Raw genomic sequence first — 18,516 nt, 5'->3', positions numbered from 1 at the left:
ATTCTCTAAGAATCCACCACTCTTGGTTGCTTTCAGTGCTTGGTGCTATCCGTTCATGAAGAACAGAGGGATCGACATGCGAGGTTCAGCAGCCATTTTGCTTGCTATGTTGCTTGTGGTCTGGAGCCCCACCTTTTCGGCGGCGAAAGAAAGACTGCCCCTAGTTCAGGAGAAGGGCACACGGCAGTTGGAATGTGCGGCCTTATCCGGCTGCTGGTCGAGATTTATCCCGCCAATTGGCAGACGATACGACGCGAAAGCATGAATGACCGCTATGTACTCTTGCGAAGCGTTGGCCGCCGAAACCTGCAGCGCGCCGGCAATGCGGCGACGGACGCAGACAGACTTATGAAGGCCAGCATCACCCAATACATCAAGCTTGCAGAAAATAATTAAGCACGGCGGCTGACGGATAGGCTCCCAGCATGCAAAGAGCTTTATGACCGGGCGCTGCATGAAGATTGATGCTGCGGCAGAGCGAACCGACTGCGCAAGGCGGCCGGACACCATTTGAGCTATCCGCCATTCCGCTCTATAAGCGCGTCTGTTGCAATGTTTGCAACGGCGTCTTAGGACACAGGAATGCTGCAGGTTTTTCTACAGGGCTTTGCCGTCTATTTCATCGTCTGGTGGATCACGCTTTTTGCCGTGCTGCCGATCGGCCTGCGCACGCAGGCGGAGGACAATGACGTGGTTCTCGGCACCGTACCGAGCGCGCCGACGCGTTTTCGGGCGCTCTTCACCTTCTCGCTGACGACCATCGTTTCCGCGGTCATCTACGGCGCCTGGTATATCTCCTCGACCTATTTCGGCTGGGGGTTTGACGCTCTCCCGCAGATAGGCCCAAGCTTCCGGTGAGGCGGAGCTTTTGCTCAAACTTTGGGCATGTGTAACTCCGAGGGCTTCGGAGCTGTCATGCACGTGTCATGGAATTGCTGCATGGAACTCACGCTACGGCATGAGAAACGTGCCGTAAGGGAAGGAAGACGGTTTTTCTGCGAACGAGCAGGTCGAAAAACCAAAAAAAAACAAGGCTGAAAGCCTTGTTTTAAGTATCGCGTGATCTGTAACCGTTGCCGGGGCTGCGACGAGCGCGCCTAAGATCTGATCCTCCCAAGACTTGACCGCGAATTCGACAGGAATTTAATCTCCCTGCCTGTTTTGTGAGCTAAAGCTAGCTCAAAGAATAAGCTTTGTCACCAGCTTTTTTTGCATTTTTGCTACACTTCAGAAAAAAATTCCTGTTGACAACATTTTGATGCAAACCTTTAGAAACGCCCGCTTTTCTTCGCATTGGCATTTTTCGGCCGCAAACTTGCGTCTACGATAGGCTGCTCGCGCGTCACGCGGGTTTCTTTCCGGCCGCGAAGCGGTTATGAACGCACCCGATATCAACGATTGCTGTCGATTCCGCATGAGACGCGGAATCCCAACTGCTCTGGAATCCGTCATGCGACTGTCCCGCTATTTCATGCCTATCCTCAAGGAAAACCCCAAGGAGGCGGAAATCGTCTCCCACCGGCTGATGCTGCGCGCCGGCATGATCCGCCAGCAATCGCAGGGCATTTATTCCTGGCTGCCGCTAGGCAAGCGCGTTCTCGACAAGGTGAACACCATTATCCGCGAGGAGCAGAACCGCAGCGGCGCAATCGAGCTTTCCATGCCGACGCTGCAGTCCGCCGAGCTCTGGCAGGAGAGCGGGCGCTACGACGCCTACGGCAAGGAGATGTTGCGCATCAAGGACCGCCAGGACCGGCCGATGCTCTATGGACCGACGAATGAGGAGATGGTGACGGATATCTTCCGTTCCTACGTCAAGTCCTACAAGAACCTGCCGCTGAACCTCTATCACATCCAGCTGAAGTTCCGCGACGAGATCCGTCCGCGTTTCGGCACCATGCGCTCGCGCGAGTTCATGATGAAGGACGCCTATTCCTTCGACCTGACGCGCGAAGGCGCCGAGCACTCCTATAAGAAAATGTTCGCGGCCTATCTGCGCACCTTCGACCGCCTGGGCCTGCGCGCCATTCCGATGCGCGCCGACACCGGTCCCATCGGTGGCGATCTTAGCCACGAATTCATCATTCTCGCGGAAACCGGCGAATCCGAAGTTTATAGCCACAAGGATTTCGTCAATTTCGATATCCCGCCGGCCGACACCGACTTCGACGATGTCGCCGGCCTGAATGCGATTTTCGACAAGTGGACCTCTGTTTATGCGGCCACCTCGGAGATGCACGACGAAGCTGCGTTCAACGCCCTTCCGGAAGGCGAGCGTCTTTCCGCCCGCGGCATCGAGGTCGGCCACATCTTTTATTTCGGCACCAAATACTCCGAGCCAATGGGCGCTAAGGTGCAGGGTCCGGACGGCAAGGAACACACCGTCCACATGGGTTCCTACGGTATCGGGCCGACCCGCCTTGTTCCCGCCATCATCGAAGCATCGCATGACGACAACGGAATCATCTGGCCGGCTTCTGTTGCGCCGTTCGATGCGATCGTAATCAACATGAAGGCGGGCGATGCCGCCTGCGACGGCGTCTGCAATAAAATCTACGCGGCACTTTCGAAGGCCGGCAAGGACGTCCTCTATGACGACACCGATGATCGCGCCGGAACGAAGTTCGCCACCGCTGACCTGATCGGCATACCCGTGCAGGTCATCGCCGGCCCGCGCGCGGTCGCAAACGGCGAAGTGGAACTCAAGGACCGCAAGACCGGTGCCCGCGAAACGATGACGATCGACGCGGCGATCAACAAGCTCTTGGCGTAAGGCCGAACGGAGGCGAAATGGCAGATGCGGCGGTGGACCAGCGGGGTTCGAAATCCGGCCTCGGTCCGGCGGGCAGGCCATTTTCCGCCTTCGAACGCCTCGTGGCGTGGCGCTATCTGCGCGCTCGCCGCAAGGAGGCCTTCATCTCGGTCATCGCGGGCTTTTCCTTCGTCGGCATTATGCTGGGCGTCGCAACGCTGATCATCGTCATGGCGGTCATGAACGGTTTCCGAACCGAGCTGATCTCGCGCATTCTCGGCATCAACGGTCATATGATCGTCCAGCCGGTGGACGGGCCTTTCAATGATTATGCGGCATTGACCGACAGGTTCGCGGCGGTGCCCGGCATCAGGATGGCGCTGCCGCTGGTCGAAGGTCAGACGCTGGCCTCCGGGCAGGCGGGTGCCGGGACCGGCGCCCTGGTGCGCGGCATCCGCGCTGAAGATCTCACCAAGCTCAAGACGGTTTCCGACAACATCAAGTCCGGAGACCTCGTCGGTTTCGCTTCGGGGCAGGGCGTTCTCGTCGGCTCGCGCATGGCGGAGCAACTCGGCCTGCAGGCAGGCGATACCATCACGCTGATTTCCCCCGAAGGCGACGTGACGCCGATGGGCATCAATCCGCGGGTCAAATCCTACACCGTCTCCGGTATCTTCGAGATCGGCATGTCGGAATATGATGCGGCGATCATCTATATGCCGCTCGAAGAGGCGCAGCTCTATTTCAATGCCGAGGGCCTCGTTCAGTCGATCGAGCTCTTCGCCAACAATCCCGACGACATCGACAATCTCCGCCCCAGGGTGGAGGAAGCGGCCGGCCGCCAGATCGGCATCACCGATTGGCGCCAGCGCAACCAGACCTTCTTTTCCGCTCTGCAGGTGGAGCGCAACGTGATGTTCATGATCCTGACGCTGATCGTGCTCGTTGCGGCGCTAAACATCATCTCCGGCCTGATCATGCTGGTGAAGGACAAGGGCAGCGACATCGCGATCCTGCGCACTATGGGTGCGACGTCCGGCGCCATCATGCGCATCTTCTTCATGACCGGTGCTGCGATCGGCATCGTCGGCACCATTGCCGGCGTGCTGCTCGGCGTCGTCGTCTGCATCAATATCGAGTCGATCCGCCAGTTCTTCTCCTGGATTACGGGCACTGTGCTCTTCAATCCGCAGCTCTATTTCCTGAGCCAGTTGCCAGCCGAGATGAGCATTGGCGAGACGGTCTCTGTCGTTGTCATGGCGCTGTCGCTCTCCTTTCTCGCGACCATTTTCCCAGCTTGGCGGGCCTCGAAGCTCGATCCGGTGCAGGCGCTCCGCTACGAATAAGGAATGCTGATTTCAATGAAACGGAACGTCGTTCTCAAGCTTTCGGGCGTCGAGCGTCACTATGGCCAGGGCGATACCGTGCTCACCATTCTGAAGGGGGCCGATTTTGTTCTCCACAGCGGCGAGATCGTCGCGCTGGTCGCTCCGTCGGGCACAGGCAAATCGACGTTGCTGCATGTCGCCGGCCTGCTGGAGCATCCGGACGGCGGCGAAGTCGCCGTCAATGGTCAAGCCTGCGAAGGGCTGAACGACGAGAAGCGCACGGCAATCCGCCGCAGCGAGATCGGCTTCGTCTACCAGTTCCACCATCTCCTGCCGGAGTTCTCGGCGCTCGAAAACATCATGATGCCGCAGTTGATCGCCGGTTTGCCGCGCAAGGAGGCGGCCGAGCGCGCTAAGCAGTTGCTCGACTATATGCGCATCGGCCATCGCGCCAATCATCGTCCCGGCGAGCTGTCGGGCGGCGAGCAGCAGCGGGTCGCGATTGCGCGCGCCGTTGCCAATGCGCCGACCGTGTTTCTCGCCGATGAGCCGACCGGAAACCTTGATCCGGAAACCGCGCATTACGTGTTTGACGCGCTGGAGGCGCTGGTGCGCCAGTCCGGTCTCGCAGCGCTGATCGCCACCCACAACCACGAACTCGCCGGCCGCATGGACCGCCGCGTGACCATCAGCGACGGCAAGATCGTCGAATTCTGATTAGGGGCGGATGAGGCCGCCGCGATAGTCCAGCTCGTAGGCTCTCCGCTCCTCGACGATGATCATTTCCCGCCCGCTGAAGTGATCGCAATCGCCGGTGCTGTCGTCGGCGTAGAAGCCGAAGGCATGTTCAAATTCCATGCCGCCCAGAAAGCGCTGGTGCTCGGCATACATCGTCGAAAGCGCAGCCTTGATCACCACGCCTGCCTTCTGCCCATCGATCAGCGACGGCTCGACGATGCGGCCGAAATAATTCATCACCCAGATAGGCTCGCCGCTCAGCCACACGACTTCCTGTCCGGCGAAATCCGTTCCGCCAAAGTAGCTGTCGAGATAGCGCCAATCTCCGCGCTCGTAGCCGATGTCGTGCGACCCGGCGCGGCAGGCGCCTAATGTTTTCCCGCCGCCGACATAGGTATTTGCCTTCGCTTCGACGATAAAGCTGTTCAATGCTGCAAGATTCATAGCGCTCGGCCCCCGCGCCGAACCTCTCCGAAAAACGTATGCCTGTAAAGAACAAAATGAGAACTTGTGACTACTGGCCGCAGATCGATTGACCGGTCTCGTCGCTCCATTGCTCGATCGCGATGACGCGCGGCACGGTCTTCACGTCCTTTCCGTCCTTCTGCAACTTGCCAGTCAGCGCATTGTAGTCGCAGGAACCGCCGGCATTGGCGAGCGTGTCGTAGTGATTATAGGTGTAACCGGCTACCACGAACTGCTTGTTACGATAGGCGAGCGTCAGCGTCTGGTCCCAGCGCTCGCGGCCGATCGCGCTGTTCTGGGAACGGACGGCAATGGAGGTCTTCCCGGCCGCCTTGATCGACGGTTCCTGACCGAGGACGCCGTCTGCATCCGTGCTGCCCCAGATTTTGTCGGGCGCTCTCGCCGAAAGCCTGAGCAGCTCGTGATCGGCGTCGCGCAAATAGATATAGATGCCGATCTGCTCGTCGCTTGCAGCTTCGGCCGGTCCGGCGAGGATTGCGAGATCCGGCTTGCCGTCGCCGTTCCAGTCTCCGGTCGCGGCATCGACGATATGGCCAGCGTCTATGTCCGCAGCCGATGTCGCCGTTGCAGCGAGAATGGCGATGAATGCGATGGCGGTCCTCATGATTCTCCCCCGGTTCCGCCGTTAACTATGCGGAAAAGATTCCTGTTGACAACAGAACAATAGCGGAACAAATTGGAAACATAACGAGTAAGGAGAGCAAGATGACTGACATGATCCGTGATATCGCAGCATTCACCTCCATCGCAATGTTTGTTGCCAGCTTCTCGCTGATTCTCATGGCAATGTAATTTTTCAGGGGACCGCATCGCTTCATGTGGTCCGCGCAAGGGACCGCTTCTGGACATCGCCGTCATCAACACCGACAATGCAAATCGATTCATTCGGGCGATTGGAAGGGTATAAGATGGCGGATGCGGAGAGCGGCTTTGTCAGCGGGACTCCGGGTTTCGTGCATCTGCGCGTCCACTCGGCCTATTCGCTGCTTGAAGGCGCGCTGCCGCTGAAGAAGATTCTCTACAAGGCATCGGGCGACAGCCAGCCGGCGATCGCCATCACCGACACCAACAACCTGTTCGTCGCTCTCGAGTTTTCGCAGAAAGCGATGGAAGAAGGGCTGCAGCCGATCATCGGTTGCCAGATGTCGATCGACATGGAAGACGGTCTGGAGACCGAAAGGCGCGGCGGCCACCAGGCGCTGGCCAAGCTACCGGCGATCGTCGTGCTTGCCTCGACCGCGGCAGGTTACGAGCGGCTGGTCGATATCGTCAGCCGCGCCTATCTCGGCGGCGGCGACGATCAGGCGGTCCATATCCGCGCCTCCTGGCTGGAGGAGGCGGGAACGGAGGGCCTGATCGCGCTGACGGGAGCGCTTGGCGGTCCCGTCGATGTGGCACTGAAGCAGGGGCATGGCGCACAAGCGGAAAACCGGCTGCTCGCCATGAAGCGCCTTTTCCCTGGCAGGCTCTATGTCGAATTGCAGCGCCATGGAACCTACGACAAGCGCCATGAGCAGAGGGTCGTGGGGCTTGCCTACGAGCACGATCTGCCGCTGGTGGCGACCAACGAGGCATTCTTCCCGGCACGCGACGACTACGATGCCCATGACGCGTTGATGGCCGTTGCCCATAACGCCATCGTGTCGGACGACAGCCGCTTCCGCCTGACACCGGACCATTATCTGAAGAGTCGCGCCGAAATGGCGAAGCTCTTTGCCGATCTGCCGGAGGCGCTGCAAAACACGGTCGAGATCGCCCGGCGCTGCTCCTTCGTGCTGAAGACCCGCAAGCCGATCCTGCCGCGCTTTACCGGCGCCACCGACGATCCGGAGGAGGCGGACCGCGCCGAATCGCTCGAGCTCCGCCGGCAGGCCGAGGAGGGGCTCGACATGCGCCTCGCCACCCTCGGCATGTCGCCCGGTTATGAGGAGAAGGATTACCGCGAACGGCTGGAATTCGAACTCAGCGTCATCGAGCGCATGAAGTTCCCCGGCTACTTCCTGATCGTTGCGGACTTCATCAAATGGGCGAAGCAGCATGGTATCCCGGTCGGTCCCGGCCGCGGCTCGGGCGCGGGCTCGCTCGTCGCCTATGCGCTGACGATCACCGACGTCGATCCGCTGCGCTTCTCGCTGCTTTTCGAACGCTTCCTCAATCCGGAACGCGTCTCGATGCCCGACTTCGATATCGACTTCTGCCAGGACCGCCGCGAAGAGGTGATCCGCTACGTCCAGCAGAAATACGGTCGCGCGCAGGTGGCGCAGATCATCACCTTCGGTTCGCTGCAGGCGCGGGCCGCCCTTCGCGATGTCGGCCGCGTGCTGGAAATGCCCTATGGCCAGGTCGACAAGATCTGTAAGCTAGTGCCGAACAACCCGGCCAATCCGACGCCGCTTTCCAAGGCGATCGAAGAGGAGCCTAAGCTCCAGGAGGAGGCGGCAAAGGAGCCCGTGGTGGCGCGCCTGCTCGATATCGCCCAGAAGATCGAGGGCCTTTACCGCCACGCCTCGACGCATGCCGCCGGCATCGTCATTGGCGACCGGCCGCTCTCGAAGCTGGTCCCGATGTATCGCGACCCCCGCTCGGATATGCCGGTTACCCAGTTCAATATGAAATGGGTCGAGCAGGCCGGCCTCGTCAAGTTCGACTTCCTCGGCCTGAAAACTCTGACTGTGCTGAAGGTCGCCGTTGATTTCGTCGCCAAGCGCGGCATCAACATCGACCTCGCTGCAATCCCGCTCAACGACAAGAAAACCTACGAGATGCTTTCGCGCGGCGAAACGGTCGGCGTGTTCCAGGTGGAAAGTGCCGGCATGCGCAAGGCGCTGATCGGCATGAAGCCGGACTGCATCGAGGATATCATCGCCCTCGTCGCCCTCTATCGCCCGGGCCCGATGGAAAACATCCCGACTTACAATGCCCGCAAGCATGGCGAGGAAGAGCTCGAGTCGATCCATCCGATGATCGACCATCTGCTCAAGGAAACGCAGGGCGTCATCGTCTATCAGGAACAGGTGATGCAGATCGCCCAGGTCCTGTCCGGCTATTCGCTCGGCGAAGCCGATCTCTTGCGCCGCGCCATGGGCAAGAAGATCAAGGCGGAAATGGACCAGCAGCGCGAACGCTTCGTCGACGGCGCCATCCGCAACGGCGTTTCGAAACCGCAGGCCGATAACATCTTCGAACTGCTGGCGAAGTTCGCGAATTACGGCTTCAACAAGTCGCACGCAGCAGCTTATGCCATCGTCTCCTATCAGACGGCCTATATGAAAGCGCATTATCCGGTCGAGTTCCTCGCCGCGTCGATGACGCTCGACATGTCGAACACGGATAAGGTCAATGATTTCCGGCAGGATGCCAAGCGCCTAGGCATCGAGGTCATTGCGCCTTCGGTTCAAAGCTCATTCCGCCAATTTGAAACGGGCGACAACCGCATTTATTATGCACTGGCGGCGCTGAAGGGCGTCGGCGAAAATGCCGTCGATCACATTGTCGAGGTGCGCGGCGACAAGCCTTTTACCAGTATCGAGGATTTCTGCCTGCGTATCGATCCGCGCCAGGTCAACCGTCGCGTGCTGGAAAGCCTGATCTATGCCGGCGCCTTCGATTGCTTCGGCCAGGATCGCGCCCAGCTCGCCGCCGGCCTTGATCGCATTCTGGGTTATGCCCAGCGCGCGCAGGAAAACAAGCTGAGCGGCCAGTCGGATATCTTCGGCGGCGCGCTGTCGTCCGGTCCGGAGAAGATCGCGCTGCCGCCGTTTTCGCCCTGGCTCGCCTCCGAGCAGCTGCTCAAGGAGTTCCAGGTGCTCGGCTTCTACCTGACGGCGCACCCGCTCGACAGCTACAACAACATCCTGCAGAAGATGCGGGTCCAGACCTTTGCCGAGTTCTCCGCCGCCGTGAAGCAGGGCGCAACCAATGCCCGCCTTGCCGGAACTGTGATTTCGAAGCAGGAGCGCAAGACCCGCACCGGCAACAAGATGGGGATCATCGTCTTTTCGGATTCGTCCGGACAGTTCGAAGCCGTGCTGTTCTCCGAAATGCTGAACCAGTACCGCGATGTGCTGGAGGCCGGGAAATCCTTCGTGCTCACCGCCACCGGCGAAGAGCGTCCGGAAGGCGTAGGGCTGCGCTTGCAGACGATCCAGTCGCTCGAGGAGAAATCGCTGCAGATGCAGAAGGCGCTGCGCGTTTATGTTCGCGATTCCGGCCCGCTGCGCGCCGTTGCAGCACATCTGAACGCCAAGGGCGACGGCCTCGTCTCCTTCATCGTCATCAAGGAGGACGGCAAGCGCGAGGTCGAGGTGGAGCTGCCGCAGAAATACCGCATCACGCCAGAAATCGCCGCCGCCTTGCGCGCCGCCCCCGGCATTGTCGATGTCGAGCTTGTCTAGGTCGTGAACTGAACCTGCACTATGAAGCGCTCAGTTCTTCAAGGAAAGCTTGGGTGATCTGCCCCGCTAGCCGTGCCATCTCGTCGGCCGGAATCTGCAGCACGCCATGCTCGGCCATGAGTGCGTGGTACTGTTGCTCCTGGAGCGGAACGCCTGCGGGCAGAGGGACCACATGGAAATGGATGTGGCTGTTGGCTTGCTGGCTGCCCAGCGAAAGAACGTAGATCCTTTCAGCCTCGAGTAGCTTTTTCAGAGCACGAGACAAGACGTGTATATGCCTTTGCAATCGCAGGTATTCTTCGGTCGAGAGATCCTGCGCCAAGTCTTCGCGGTGTTTCTTCGGGGAAACCAAGCAGTATCCGGGCAATGTTGGATACTTACTGAGAAAGATGATTGTCTCCTCATCCTCGAAAATGCGATGATGGAAGAACGCGGGATCTCCGCTCACCACGCCGCAGATAAAGCAGGGCCGTGTCGTGATATCACGCAGGTATCCATCGAGATCGAACGGCTTGCGCTTGCTCATGCTGAATCTCATCAGGGCCATGTGCATAAATCAAGATTTCCTGCGCTCGCTCTCAAGCGAAGGTCGTTTGAGCGCCTTCGCCGCATCTTGCGTGTAGCGGCACTCTAACGCGTGATCGTGATGAAATCCGTGCCGGCGCCGGTCTCCGGGCCGATGCCGGTGTCGGAGATCGTCAGCGTCGAGCCTTTGGCCAGCATGCCGTCGATCCGGCTGCGTGTTCCGTCTGGTATTGTGATGCGGTCGAGCGCATCGGCGATCGGCGTACCGCCGGTCACGATCGAGCTCTCGTTGGCGACGATCCCGAGCCGCTTCATCGCCTGCCTGGAAAGATTGTTCTTGAGCGTCACGCCCAGCCAGTCAGCCCTGCCGTTTTCGACGTCGACGGCGTGCAGCGTGAAAAAATGCGTGCCGAGCGCCTGCCGCGGATTGCCGATCGTGATCGGCGCCTCGAAGACCGGTTTGAAATCCTGGCGCACCATGATGACGCCGTTCGGCGGTTCGCCCTTGCCTGCCGCCGCGTAAATTTCCCTCAAGAGAGTGTCGCTGACGAGCGCCTTGTCGTCCTTGAACTGCATGGATCGAAGCGCTTTGAAGGCATTGATGGCCTGAATGGTTGCAGTACCGAGAAGCCCGTCTGGCGCGCCCGCGGAAAAGCCGAGCTGGTTGAGATAGGTCTGGATATTGATCACCGTCTCGCGCTCGGTGCGGCGGGTGATGAGAATGCGGATCGGATTGGTGTTTTCCGGTACTGCGGCCCGCGCGACCGGAGGAGGCACTGCGCTGTTCATCGCCAGTCGAACCGGCTCGCCGCCGGTTTCGCCGATCGCCGGACGCAGTGCCGCATCCGAAAGCAGCAGCGGCGGTTCCGGCAGATCGGGACGGAAGAGATTCGGATGCGCAACCGGCTCGGGCGCCACTTCCGCATCGCTGATGATGACCGGCACGCTGAGGCTCGTCATCTTGTAGAGCTGTTTGGCAAAGGCGGCGGGCATGCGCACGCAGCCGTGGGAGGCCGGATTGCGCGGCACAGAATTCGATTCATGAAGCGCGATGCCGGACCAGGTCAGCCGCTGCATCCACGGCATCGGAGCCGCCGAGTAGAGGTTGGACTCGTGATATTTCTGCTTCTCGAGCACGGAAAAGATGCCGCTCGGCGTCGTGTGGCCGGCCTTGCCGGTCGAGACTTTCGACGTTGCGATCACATCCGCGCCGTCATAGACGGCAAGCGACTGCTTGTCCTTTGAAACGAAGATTTGCAGCGTGCGGGCATCCGCCGCAAAAGCGGGGTGATGCACGAGTGCGGTCGCCGACAGCAAGCCGAGGCCGAAAACAAAACGCGAGAACATGTTAGCCAACCAATACGCAATACTTGACCGGCATATTACGGCACGATGCTTAAGGAAGGTTTGAGCATTGGTCGCTGGATCGGCGTTCACGCATTGGTGATCTATAGCCGGCTCAGCCATGTACTTGCGATTGCCAGATTATCCGTCGCGTTTGCCGCTGCCGAACGTGTAGCCGGTCTCCACGGTCTTCTTGCCAAATTTCTCGCGCAGCTTGTCCATCGCGGCTTCCGCCGCCGCCCGACGCGTGGATTGCTGGTCGATGAGATCCGGCGGGTCGGCGCGTGCCGGGTCGCAAAGGTCGGTGACGCCGATGCCGATCAGGCGGAATTTCGTGCCGTCCGTTTCCTTCTCCAGAAGCTCGATGCCGGTGCGGAAAATCCTGTCGGCAAGCTGCGTTGGGTCCTCCAGCTTGCGGTTGCGTGTACGGGATTTGAAGTCCGCCGTCTTCATTTTCAACACGACGGTGCTCCCGGCAATGCCGCTCTTCTTCAGCCGCCAGGAGACCTTCTCGGAGAGACTGCGCAAGATCGGCACCAGATCCTCATAGCGCGAAATATCGTCGAAGAAGGTCGTCTCCGAGGAGACGCTCTTTGCCGGATCGTTGAGGTGCACCTTGCGGTCGTCGATGCCGCGCGAAAGGCGGGCAAGCCTCTGGCCGATACTGCCGTAGCGGCGCATCAGATCGGTCTCCTCCATCGTCTGAAGCTGGCCGATCGTGCGGATGCCGTCCGCTTCGAGCGTTGCCGCAAAGGCCTTGCCAACGCCCCAGATGGTCGTCACCCGCCGCGGCGCCAGAAACGCCACGGCTTCTTCGCGGCCGATGATGGAAAAGCCCCGCGGCTTCTGCAGGTCGGAAGCCACCTTGGCGAGGAACTTGCAGTAGGACAGCCCGACGGAAACCGTGATGCCGATCTCCTTTTCCACGCGGCGGGCGAATTTCGCCAGCGTCCGCGCCGGCGGATCGTGGTGCAGGCGCTGGGTGCCGCCGAGTTCGAGGAATGCCTCGTCGATCGAAAGCGGCTGCACCAGCGGCGTCAGCTCCTGCATCATGGTGCGGATCTCGCGGCCGACCTTGACGTATTTCTCCATATCGGGGCGGATGACGACCGCCTGCGGGCACGCCTCCAGCGCCTTGAACATCGGCATGGCGGAGCGGACGCCGTGGATGCGGGCGATATAGCAGGCAGTGGACACGACGCCGCGCTTGCCGCCGCCGATGATGACCGGCTTGTCGGCAAGCTCCGGATTGTCGCGCTTTTCGACCGCGGCGTAGAAGGCGTCGCAATCGATATGCGCGAGCGTCAGATCGTAAAGCTCCCTGTGCCGCACGAGACGCGGGCTGCCGCAGGCCATGCAGCGGCGTGCCTCGCCCTTCTGCTCGGCAAGGCAGTCGCGACAGAAGCCGGGTGTCTTGTCAGGCGTTGGCGTCATCGTGATGAGAACAAAGATTGAACATCGAGAGATTACGCCTTAAGCTTCCGAGTCTCAAGAGACGGGAGAGGTTTGGCTTTGGACATCGATCTGCGTTTTGAGCCGGTGACGCCGGAGCGCTGGACGGATTTCGAGACGCTCTTCGGTCCGCGCGGCGCGTTCTGCGACTGCTGGTGCGTGGCGCTGAGGCTGCCGCATGCGGTGCGCACCAAAATGCGGCCGGAGGAGCGGAAAGAGCATATCAAAAGCCGCATCGCCGCCGGTCCGCCGCCCGGCATTCTCGCCTATGCGGATGACCGGCCGGTCGCCTGGGTGCAGATCGGTCCGCGCCATGACGTTCCGCAGTTCAACTCACCGCGCGTCGTTTCCCGGCCGCTAGAGGATGGCGATGCACTGGACGCGTCCATCTGGGCGATCAGCTGTTTCTTTCTTGCAGCACCGTTGCGCGGCAAGGGCCTCAGCCACCATCTGCTGCAGGGCGCAATCGACCACGCGAGGCAGAACGGCGCGCGCTATCTCGAAGGCTGCCCCATCGATCATACGAAGCAATCAAAGTCGGTCACGCTCTGCATCGGCTCGACCGCGATCTTCGATGCGGCGGGCTTCGAGCCGGTGGCGCGGCGAAAGGACGGCCGGCCGCTTATGCGGCTGGATTTGCAGCAGTGAGGCTTCGAGCCGCGTTGGCTTCGGCAAAATGCCGTCCGATCATGGATGCGGCTTCGTTCCAGTTCTTGACGCGTGGAGTGCCGTCCATCGCCGCAGGCGCGAAACGGTGAATTTCGGAGACCGGCATCAGATGTAGCAGAAGGCAGTTATCGACATGTTCGCGCACCGAATGAAGATTGACCGCCATGTCGTCGATGAAAGCGACGGGCAGGGGGCGAGCGCCATGCAGCATCTTGACGATCGGCCCTTTCGGCTCACGCGCCGCCAAAAGAGGGTGGGTCAGGCCGAAGCGGTCGAGCAGCCGCCGCCGCTGATCGGCATAGACCGGCGGCATTGCGGTCAGGAAAACGATATCGGCCTCGGCGGAGAGCCTGCTGAGCGTCTCCGCGGCCAGTGAAACCGGCAACTGCCACTCTTCCTGCCGTTCGAAGAAGGTTTCGACCAGCCGGCTGACGTGGATATCCTCGAGCGCAACCCCATCTTTAGAAACGATATTGCCATGAAGACGGAAGGAACGCGGCAAAAGCTCATGCCCTTCGCTGAGAAGAAACCGCTGGAAAGGATCGATAAACTGCAGCACGACGTCATCGACGTCGCAGACGATCAGCGGCCGGTCGCCGAGCCGCACATGCGAGATGTCGAAGGTCACGGTCTCCATTGCGCTCAGTATTCTCCGGAATCGAGGCCGGGAGAGGAGAAATGCCGCCACGCGGCAGTGAGCGTATCAGGCGCCGTGCCGGTCGTTTGGCAGAAAGCCACCGCCGTCGGCTCGTGGTTCATCAGGAAATCCAGCATGCCGGCAAGGAAGCCCGGATCGTTGATGGCGTTGCGGACCTGGGCAGGCTCCACGCCCGTCAGCGCCAGGAAACGCGAGAAGATGTCGGGCTCGTTTGCCAGCCAGCCGAGAACGGCGATCGCCGTTTCCTGCGGGTCTGTGGCTAAATGTTTGGAAGTCTTGAAGTTGCTTTGCATTTCGCTGGGTAAGTTACCTTTTCTTCAACCAAATACCGGTAGTTTACCACTATCGGTTTCCTGGATTCGCGCGCGCAGTGTTCTGTCACGGCGCGATCGGCTGCAGGGACGAGACGTAGGGACAAGCGTGCAATGCCCAAACAGGTGATGATTGTAGAAGATAACGAGCTCAACATGAAGCTCTTTCGCGACCTGATCGAGGCGTCCGGCTATACGACGATTCAGACCCGTAACGGAATGGAAGCGCTTGATCTTGCTCGAAAATACAAGCCGGACCTGATCCTGATGGATATCCAGCTTCCGGAGGTTTCCGGCCTGGAGGTCACCAAATGGCTGAAGGAAGACGACGAACTGCATGTCATCCCGGTGATCGCGGTGACCGCCTTTGCCATGAAGGGCGACGAGGAGCGTATCCGTCAGGGCGGCTGCGAAGCTTACGTGTCCAAGCCCATCTCGGTTCCGAAATTCATTGAAACGATCAAGACTTATCTCGGTGATGCATAGCGCATCTGAAAGACGTTTATGACGGCGCGCATATTGGTGGTTGATGATATTCCGGCGAATGTGAAGCTGCTCGAAGCGCGGCTCCTCGCTGAATATTTCGACGTGCTGACGGCCGCCGACGGTTATCAGGCGCTGGCGATTTGCGAGCGCAACCAGGTCGATCTCGTCCTGCTCGACGTGATGATGCCGGGGCTAGACGGCTTCGAAGTCTGCGCGCGCCTGAAGGCGAACGCGAAGACCTCGCATATTCCCGTCGTGATGGTCACGGCGCTGGACCAGCCGGCCGACCGCGTGCGAGGCCTGAAGGCGGGCGCGGACGATTTCCTAACCAAGCCGGTCAACGACCTGCAGCTCATCTCCCGCGTAAAGAGCCTTTTGCGCCTGAAGACGCTGAGCGATGAACTGCGTATCCGCGCCGAAACGGCTGAGACGATGGGGATCGACGACCTCATCCGCGCCGGCGAAACACGTCCGGAAGAGGCCGGTCAGATTTTGCTGGTCGACAGCCGCGCCAATTCGCAGGAGCGCGTCATCAAGGCGCTGAAGCCGATTGCCGACGTGACCGCCATCTCCGACCCGCAGGCAGCTCTGTTCGAAGCCGCCGAGAACGCCTTCGAACTTGTGATCGTCAATGCCAATTTCGACAACTACGATCCCTTGCGGCTCTGCTCCCAGTTCCGCTCGCTGGAGCGTACCCGCTTTCTGCCGATCCTGATCATGACGGAGCAGGGCGCAGATGACATGGTGATCCGGGCGCTCGATCTCGGCGTCAACGACTACATCGTCCGTCCGGTCGATCCGAATGAACTCGTCGCCCGCAGCCTGACGCAGATCCGCCGCAAGCGTTTCAACGACCGTCTGCGCGCGAGCGTCAAGCAGACGATCGAACTTGCTGTCACCGATCCGCTGACAGGCCTCAACAACCGCCGCTATCTCGACAATCATCTCAAGGTTCTCTTCAACCGCTCGATGGCGCGGGGCCGGCCGCTTTCCGTGCTCATCACCGACATAGACCGCTTCAAGCAGGTGAACGACACGCACGGCCACGATGCCGGCGACGAAGTGATCAAGGAATTTGCCAATCGCATCCGCTCGACCGTCCGCGGCGCCGATCTCGCCTGCCGTTACGGCGGCGAAGAGTTCGTCGTGGTGATGCCGGATACGTCGCCCGAGGTGGCCGCTGCGGTTGCCGAGCGTCTGCGGGCCTCCGTCGAAAGCATTCCTTTCGAGCTGAAATCGGCGGGGCAGGAGCTGAAGGTCACCGCCTCCTTCGGCATTTCTTCGCGCCTCTCTTCGGTCATCACGCCGGATCAGCTTATGAAGCAGGCTGATCTTGCTCTTTATGAAGCAAAGAACACCGGCCGGAACCGCGTCGTTGCTGCTGCGGCTTGACGGCAATACTGTTTCAAGAACGGCTCCGGACACCGTTTCCACCGGAAAAGGGTGAAGCTTACAAATTTGTAATCGTCGCGCAGGCAAAAGACATATTTCTTTTGTGGAAAAGATCTGGAAATGGATTTCTGCCTTCGGTGACCTTCTTATGGTGCATCTCTGGCGGCGGGAAGAACAAAGGCGTACCGCCAAAGAATACACCCATCGCGACCGGTAACTGTGCAAGCAGTGCTATTTCCTCAGCGAAAATGTTGCGACATTACGTAACGTCAGTATCCGACAAAGTTACTGCTATGTGCCTATAGGTTTCTTCGCAAAACTGGTTCATTTCCTGAGCGCCTAAGTCATTCGGCTGATCTCCACCTGCCCCAAAATTGGACTTTTAACCATAGGAGCAGGCAGGAATTTCTCATCATTAAGAATTTGTTGATTTTCTTTCTTTTTTGCGCAAATTATCGGCTCATAAGAGAAAGTGCTCCCTCTTGAGGAGCCCGCATACCCCATGATGCTCAGGTCCGCCGCATCTCCTGGGTCGTGGGGTCGGTCGGCTAGCATGCAACTTACGCGGTTCCTCGTGCCGCGTTGCCTGCTGGCCGACCCCTTATCGGAAAAACGCCGTCGTTCCCATCATAGGGAAAGACGGCGTTTGCGCTTTTGCGGAAAATAACAATCCAGAAATGAAAAAAGCGCGCAACCATGTGGCGCGCGCTTCCTGAAAGAACCTGAAATCAAGGGTTACTTGATCTTGGTTTCCTTGAACTCAACGTGCTTCTTAGCAACCGGGTCATACTTGGTCTTCGTCATCTTGTCCGTCATCGTACGGCTGTTCTTCGTCGTGACGTAGAAGAAACCGGTGTCGGCCGTCGACAGCAGCTTGATCTTGATTGTGGTAGCCTTGGCCATGGTCGTCCTGCCTTTAAGAAAATGAAAGCCGTGGAAAGCCGGATGGGCTCCACGGCAAATTCTGGCGCGAAACTACGAATCCAGCCCGAAAAGTCAAGCCCGCTTTCGGAGGAAAAGCAGCCTTATGCCCGCCAGCAAGGCATAAAGGCCGAAGAAACAGGCAATCGCCCATGCAAAACCATTGTTTCCGGCAACGTCGATAGCAACTCCGATCGCCTGCGGGCCGGCAACGGTGCCGACCGCATAACAGAAGACGAAGGCGGCATTCGCCGCCGCAAGGTCGGATCCTGTTAGCCGGGAGCCGAGATGGCTGAGGCCGACGGTATAGAGACCGGCAACGCAGCCGCCCCAGAAGAGCAAGACCCCTGCCATCATGATCCAGCTGTGGGAGAGCAGCGGCAGCATCAGCGAGCCGATGAGGCCCATGAAGGCCATGGCGGCAAGCAGCGGGCGCTTGTCGGAAATCCGGTCGGAGAGCATTCCGACCGGGATCTGAAAGATGACGTTGCCGATGCCCATGACCGTCAGCAGCAGTGCCGCCTGCGATTCGGTGAAGTTCGCGCGGATCGCATAGATTGGAAACAGCGAAAGGCCACCCGCCTCGACCGCGCCGAAAATGAAGACCGCGGCTGTTGCCGTCGGCACCAGGAAGACGTAGCGCATGAAATGCAGTTCCGGCTTCTCTTCGAGGATCGGGCTTTCGTGCCGCGCGATAAAGATCGGAATGGCCGCAAGCAGAATCGCGGCCGCACCGACAATAAATGGGAGAATTCCATCGCTGCCGAGAATCGAAAAGAGCAGAGGCCCCGCCGCGAAGCCGAGCGAAAGCACCGTCGCGTAAATACCAAGCACGAATCCGCGTTTCGTGGGCGGTGAGGCAGCGTTGATCCAAAACTCGGACAGGATGAACAGGGTGGTCGTCGCACCGTGGAAGGCAAAGCGAAGAGGAAACCAGAGCCAGAAATCCTCGGCGTAGTAAAATCCGAGCGAACTGAGCGCCGAAATCACCACCGCCCAGAGCATGGTAGGGGCCACTCCGTATTGATGCGCGAGTTTCGTTGTGATCGGGGCGGCGGCC

18 protein-coding genes are annotated in these 18,516 nt (G+C 59.7%); 8 read left to right on the top strand and 10 right to left on the bottom strand.

The window, feature by feature from the left end; translation table 11 throughout:
* Positions 1–165: 165 nt before the first annotated feature.
* Positions 166–510 (bottom strand): hypothetical protein, encoded by a 345-nt coding sequence (locus tag BN1800_RS40110; RefSeq protein ID WP_143533868.1) that lies wholly within the window; start codon positions 508–510, stop codon positions 166–168.
* A 72-nt stretch (positions 511–582) separates the two neighbouring features.
* Here BN1800_RS40110 and BN1800_RS02055 point away from each other — a divergent pair, with 72 nt between their 5' ends.
* The 4 genes from BN1800_RS02055 (at position 583) to BN1800_RS02040 (ending at position 4,797) form a co-directional block, all read left to right on the top strand.
* Positions 583–858: a DUF1467 family protein gene (locus tag BN1800_RS02055; protein ID WP_027508549.1), complete on the top strand. Its 276-nt coding sequence runs from the start codon at positions 583–585 to the stop codon at positions 856–858.
* Between the two features lie 592 nt (positions 859–1,450).
* Entirely contained in the window at positions 1,451–2,773 is a 1,323-nt protein-coding gene (proS, locus tag BN1800_RS02050) for a proline--tRNA ligase (protein WP_086994011.1), read from the top strand.
* Between the two features lie 17 nt (positions 2,774–2,790).
* Positions 2,791–4,098: a lipoprotein-releasing ABC transporter permease subunit gene (locus tag BN1800_RS02045; protein ID WP_086994008.1), complete on the top strand. Its 1,308-nt coding sequence runs from the start codon at positions 2,791–2,793 to the stop codon at positions 4,096–4,098.
* 15 nt (positions 4,099–4,113) lie between these two features.
* On the top strand, positions 4,114–4,797 hold the full coding sequence (locus BN1800_RS02040; protein WP_027508552.1) for an ABC transporter ATP-binding protein: 684 nt from the start codon (positions 4,114–4,116) through the stop codon (positions 4,795–4,797).
* On the opposite strand, the gene BN1800_RS02035 is transcribed toward BN1800_RS02040, so the two are convergent.
* Positions 4,798–5,262, bottom strand: coding sequence for a DUF5680 domain-containing protein (locus BN1800_RS02035; RefSeq protein WP_027508553.1), 465 nt, complete (start codon positions 5,260–5,262; stop codon positions 4,798–4,800). It lies immediately after the preceding gene.
* Positions 5,263–5,332: 70 nt separating this feature from the next.
* The gene (locus BN1800_RS02030) at positions 5,333–5,908 is read right to left on the bottom strand and encodes a hypothetical protein (protein ID WP_027508554.1); all 576 of its coding nucleotides are present in this window, start codon (positions 5,906–5,908) and stop codon (positions 5,333–5,335) included.
* Between the two features lie 304 nt (positions 5,909–6,212).
* Between BN1800_RS02030 and dnaE the strand changes: the two genes are divergently transcribed.
* On the top strand, positions 6,213–9,698 hold the full coding sequence (gene dnaE, locus BN1800_RS02025) for a DNA polymerase III subunit alpha (protein ID WP_086994005.1): 3,486 nt from the start codon (positions 6,213–6,215) through the stop codon (positions 9,696–9,698).
* Positions 9,699–9,717: 19 nt separating this feature from the next.
* On the opposite strand, the gene BN1800_RS02020 is transcribed toward dnaE, so the two are convergent.
* The 3 genes from BN1800_RS02020 to BN1800_RS02010 form a co-directional block, all read right to left on the bottom strand.
* On the bottom strand, positions 9,718–10,224 hold the full coding sequence (locus BN1800_RS02020; protein WP_086994481.1) for an HIT family protein: 507 nt from the start codon (positions 10,222–10,224) through the stop codon (positions 9,718–9,720).
* Positions 10,225–10,328: 104 nt separating this feature from the next.
* Entirely contained in the window at positions 10,329–11,570 is a 1,242-nt protein-coding gene (locus tag BN1800_RS02015) for a L,D-transpeptidase family protein (RefSeq protein WP_086994003.1), read from the bottom strand.
* Positions 11,571–11,708: 138 nt separating this feature from the next.
* Positions 11,709–13,001 carry a DNA polymerase IV gene (locus BN1800_RS02010; RefSeq protein WP_086994000.1) on the bottom strand — a complete coding sequence of 431 codons (1,293 nt, stop codon included), beginning with the start codon at positions 12,999–13,001 and terminating at the stop codon, positions 11,709–11,711.
* A gap of 78 nt (positions 13,002–13,079) precedes the next feature.
* Between BN1800_RS02010 and BN1800_RS02005 the strand changes: the two genes are divergently transcribed.
* The gene (locus BN1800_RS02005; RefSeq protein WP_086993997.1) at positions 13,080–13,667 is read left to right on the top strand and encodes a GNAT family N-acetyltransferase; all 588 of its coding nucleotides are present in this window, start codon (positions 13,080–13,082) and stop codon (positions 13,665–13,667) included.
* Here the strand turns inward: BN1800_RS02005 and BN1800_RS02000 are convergent.
* Together BN1800_RS02000 and BN1800_RS01995 are read right to left on the bottom strand one after the other, a co-directional pair.
* On the bottom strand, positions 13,642–14,325 hold the full coding sequence (locus BN1800_RS02000) for a hypothetical protein (protein ID WP_086993994.1): 684 nt from the start codon (positions 14,323–14,325) through the stop codon (positions 13,642–13,644). The genes BN1800_RS02005 and BN1800_RS02000 overlap by 26 nt on opposite strands.
* A 5-nt stretch (positions 14,326–14,330) precedes the next feature.
* Positions 14,331–14,639, bottom strand: coding sequence for a DUF3572 domain-containing protein (locus tag BN1800_RS01995; RefSeq protein ID WP_086993991.1), 309 nt, complete (start codon positions 14,637–14,639; stop codon positions 14,331–14,333).
* A gap of 132 nt (positions 14,640–14,771) precedes the next feature.
* On the opposite strand from BN1800_RS01995, the gene BN1800_RS01990 reads away from it, so the two are divergent.
* Positions 14,772–15,143, top strand: a complete 372-nt coding sequence (locus BN1800_RS01990; RefSeq protein WP_022714852.1) for a response regulator — start codon at positions 14,772–14,774, stop codon at positions 15,141–15,143.
* An 18-nt stretch (positions 15,144–15,161) separates the two neighbouring features.
* The gene (locus tag BN1800_RS01985; RefSeq protein WP_027508562.1) at positions 15,162–16,535 is read left to right on the top strand and encodes a PleD family two-component system response regulator; all 1,374 of its coding nucleotides are present in this window, start codon (positions 15,162–15,164) and stop codon (positions 16,533–16,535) included.
* Between the two features lie 735 nt (positions 16,536–17,270).
* Here the strand turns inward: BN1800_RS01985 and rpmG are convergent.
* Entirely contained in the window at positions 17,271–17,438 is a 168-nt protein-coding gene (gene rpmG / locus BN1800_RS01975; protein WP_003547442.1) for a 50S ribosomal protein L33, read from the bottom strand.
* Positions 17,439–17,531: 93 nt separating this feature from the next.
* Positions 17,532–18,516: MFS transporter (locus BN1800_RS01970; RefSeq protein WP_244564421.1), on the bottom strand; the 985-nt coding region annotated here is incomplete at its 5' end.

The organism is Rhizobium sullae (assembly GCF_900169785.1).
In the GTDB taxonomy this organism is placed as follows: Bacteria; Pseudomonadota; Alphaproteobacteria; order Rhizobiales; family Rhizobiaceae; genus Rhizobium; species Rhizobium sullae.
The sequence above is the reverse complement of the archived record's forward strand: the minus strand, read 5'-3'. Positions and strand labels throughout refer to the sequence as shown.

Excerpts from the sequence above, each read along its gene's own strand:
- BN1800_RS02035 (WP_027508553.1), bottom strand. The coding sequence starts at position 5,262 with ATGAATCTTGCAGCATTGAACAGCTTTATCGTCGAAGCGAAGGCAAAT.
- BN1800_RS01995 (WP_086993991.1), bottom strand. The coding sequence starts at position 14,639 with ATGCAAAGCAACTTCAAGACTTCCAAACATTTAGCCACAGACCCGCAG.
- BN1800_RS02000 (WP_086993994.1), bottom strand. The coding sequence starts at position 14,325 with ATGGAGACCGTGACCTTCGACATCTCGCATGTGCGGCTCGGCGACCGG.
- BN1800_RS02015 (WP_086994003.1), bottom strand. The coding sequence starts at position 11,570 with ATGTTCTCGCGTTTTGTTTTCGGCCTCGGCTTGCTGTCGGCGACCGCA.
- BN1800_RS02010 (WP_086994000.1), bottom strand. The coding sequence starts at position 13,001 with ATGACGCCAACGCCTGACAAGACACCCGGCTTCTGTCGCGACTGCCTT.
- BN1800_RS02020 (WP_086994481.1), bottom strand. The coding sequence starts at position 10,224 with ATGAGCAAGCGCAAGCCGTTCGATCTCGATGGATACCTGCGTGATATC.
- BN1800_RS02030 (WP_027508554.1), bottom strand. The coding sequence starts at position 5,908 with ATGAGGACCGCCATCGCATTCATCGCCATTCTCGCTGCAACGGCGACA.
- BN1800_RS02040 (WP_027508552.1), top strand. The coding sequence starts at position 4,114 with ATGAAACGGAACGTCGTTCTCAAGCTTTCGGGCGTCGAGCGTCACTAT.
- BN1800_RS02045 (WP_086994008.1), top strand. The coding sequence starts at position 2,791 with ATGGCAGATGCGGCGGTGGACCAGCGGGGTTCGAAATCCGGCCTCGGT.
- BN1800_RS01985 (WP_027508562.1), top strand. The coding sequence starts at position 15,162 with ATGACGGCGCGCATATTGGTGGTTGATGATATTCCGGCGAATGTGAAG.
- rpmG (WP_003547442.1), bottom strand. The coding sequence starts at position 17,438 with ATGGCCAAGGCTACCACAATCAAGATCAAGCTGCTGTCGACGGCCGAC.
- proS (WP_086994011.1), top strand. The coding sequence starts at position 1,451 with ATGCGACTGTCCCGCTATTTCATGCCTATCCTCAAGGAAAACCCCAAG.
- BN1800_RS40110 (WP_143533868.1), bottom strand. The coding sequence starts at position 510 with ATGGTGTCCGGCCGCCTTGCGCAGTCGGTTCGCTCTGCCGCAGCATCA.
- dnaE (WP_086994005.1), top strand. The coding sequence starts at position 6,213 with ATGGCGGATGCGGAGAGCGGCTTTGTCAGCGGGACTCCGGGTTTCGTG.
- BN1800_RS01990 (WP_022714852.1), top strand. The coding sequence starts at position 14,772 with ATGCCCAAACAGGTGATGATTGTAGAAGATAACGAGCTCAACATGAAG.
- BN1800_RS02055 (WP_027508549.1), top strand. The coding sequence starts at position 583 with ATGCTGCAGGTTTTTCTACAGGGCTTTGCCGTCTATTTCATCGTCTGG.